The sequence below is a fragment of the Pseudomonas sp. genome (genome assembly GCF_037994325.1).
In the GTDB taxonomy this organism is placed as follows: domain Bacteria; phylum Pseudomonadota; class Gammaproteobacteria; order Pseudomonadales; family Pseudomonadaceae; genus Aquipseudomonas.
Window position 1 is genome coordinate 1 of record NZ_JBBNAH010000286.1, and the last position, 2,710, is coordinate 2,710.

The following is a 2,710-nucleotide window of genomic DNA, read 5'->3' on the forward strand; positions in this document are numbered from 1 at the left end:
AACCAAATGTACGAACTACAAAAACTCAACTTTAAAATCTCGCGAAAAAATTTATTTTCTAGCAAGCTGGAAATTTATCGGCGTATTAATAGGCCTCTTGAGCATTAACAATGAAGCGGCAGCCCAAGACTTTTACTGGCGCGGCGACCCAGGCGACGGTGTATTTCTAAATCCAGATAGTGCCTGCAGTCATGTTGCCGACTTTATTAATGATTGGAACGGCAACAAAAACTACACACACCTACGTGCCGAATATTTGCAGCCGTGGGCATATCGTTGCAAAATGGACGTCACCGATAACCGCGGCGTCATTGTTATGGCCGACAGCTATCAAGGATGGGCGTTCCGGGTAGGCGATTCATGCCCAGCCGGGATGAAGGAAAACATTGCTACAGGGACCTGCGTGAATATCAAAAAACAAACAGGCACCCCTAGTAAACTATCGTGTGTTGGAAACCCCATTGATGTACTAACCGGGAATAAATTTGAACTGGAGATTGATTATGAAAATTCCGGCTCCATCTTATTATTTTCTCGAGTTTACAACAGCATTGACGGCCTATGGGTGCATAATTACTCGACGCGACTAGAAATTACGGATACCGAAGTGCTGCGAGTGAGCGCTGATGGGGCGGAGGCCATCTTTACGGTAAATGGTACCAATATAACGTCTGACGTCTCTGACTTAGGGACATTATCTAGGTACGGTGATGCCTGGCGTTATGTAGGGTCTAACAACGAAACATTTTATTATGATATGCACGGTCGTCTTACTCGAAAAATATTCAAATCAGGTCAGCAGTTACAATTTTCTTTTAACGGCGACGTGACGGTTGTTACAGATGGGCTCGGCGGTAGCCTGAGCTTTACGGAAGACGCACAGCACCAACCACTGACATTTATCGCTCCCGGTATGAGCATTCAATACACCTACAACACTAATAATCGTTTGTCGCAGATGTCGCGCACTCAAAGCGGTATTACCCAGCAGCGTAAGTTTCACTACGAGGACACACGTAACAGTTCCTTGCTAACTGGAATAACCGATGAGCGAGGAGTACGTTACGCCACTTGGACATATGACGATCAGGGTAGGGCAACCTCGAGTCGTCATGCTGACGGTGCCGAGTTGACCCAAGTCGTTTACAACGCGGACGGAACTCGGAAGGTGACCAACGAGTTTGGCAAAAGCACCCTTTACCGCTTCGTCGACACCGCCGGAACCAAGCGAGTAAGCGCCATCGAAGGCGAACCCTCCGCCAACTGCCCCGCCAGCAACTCCACCTTCACCTATAACGACCGCGGCCAAGTTCTTACCCAAACCGACGCCAAAGGCTTCATCACCACGTACACCTACAACGACCGAGGCCTGGAAACCACCCGCACCCAAGCGAGCGGAACACCCCAAGCCCGCACCACCACAACCACCTGGCACGCCACCTTTAACCTGCCGTTAACCGTCACCGAAGGCGGCCAAGTCACCACCTACACCTACGACAGCCAAGGTCGCCAAACCAGCCGCACGCAGACTGCCCTTTAAGCCAAGGAACGGACTCTATGAACAACCGCTTTTACCGCGCCAGCCTGCTGTCGCTCGCCCTGAGCAGTACCCTGTTTGGCAGCCCTCTTCAGGCCGTTGAACGCAGCGTTGCCTACACCTACAACGCCCTCGGTCTGGTGGAAACCGTTAACGGCCCGCGCACTGACGTGGCCGATATCACCACCTACGCCTACGACGCCCAAGGCCACCTGACCACCGTCACCAACGCCTTAGGCCAAGTCACCACCTTGGCCAACTTCGACGTACTCGGTAACCCACAAACCCTCACCGACCCCAATGGGGTGGTCAGCACCCTGACCTACACACCGCAAGGTTGGCTGAGCGGCGTCACCCGTGGCGGCTTTACCACCACCTACGCCTACAACGCCGTCGGCGATATCACGCAACTGACCCAAGGCGACGGCAGCTCCCTGACCTACACCTGGGACGATGCCCGCCGTTTGGTCGCTGTCACTAACAACCTCGGCGACAAGGTGGAATACGACCTAGACGCTATGGGCAACCGCACCGCCCAGCGCCTAAAAGACGCCAGCAATAGCCTCACCCAACAACACCAATGGGTCTACGACGAACTCGGTCGTTTACTTCGCTCCGTCGGCGCTGCCGGTCAGAACAATCGCCAGCAATACGACTTAAACGACAACCCAACGACCAACATCAAACCTAATAACAACGCCAACAACCAGGCCTACGACGCCCTCAACCGACTGGTGCAAAACACCGACCCGTTGAACGGCATTACCGGCTACGAATACGACGCCCAAGACAACCTGACCAAAGTCCAAGACCCACGCGGCGTCACCACGCGGTACCAGTACGACGGCCTCGGCAACCTGACTCAACAGATCAGCCCAGACACCGGCACCAGCACCTTTACCCACGATGCGGCCGGCAACGTCACGCAGAAAACCGACGCCCGCGGTGTGGTTACGACTTACACCTACGACGCCCTCAATCGCCTGACCGCACGCCGTTATCCAGCCAAACCAGCGCTGGACGTCACCTACGCCAACGACATGACCGCCGAGGGCAACAAAGGCATTGGCCATCTCACCGCTTTGTTGGACTCATCCGGCCTGATCGGCTTTATGTACGACGACCGTGGCAACTTGGTTAGCCAGTCACGCTCAGTGAAAGTGAGCAACGTCG

1 protein-coding gene and 1 pseudogene are annotated in these 2,710 nt (G+C 54.1%); both read left to right on the top strand.

What is annotated here, in order from left to right; translation table 11 throughout:
* Positions 1 to 1,540: DUF6531 domain-containing protein (locus tag AAAB16_RS09600; protein ID WP_340663128.1), on the top strand; the 1,540-nt coding region annotated here is incomplete at its 5' end.
* Positions 1,541 to 1,557: 17 nt separating this feature from the next.
* Positions 1,558 to 2,710 (top strand): annotated as a pseudogene (locus AAAB16_RS09605) (RHS repeat protein); the annotation flags it as partial.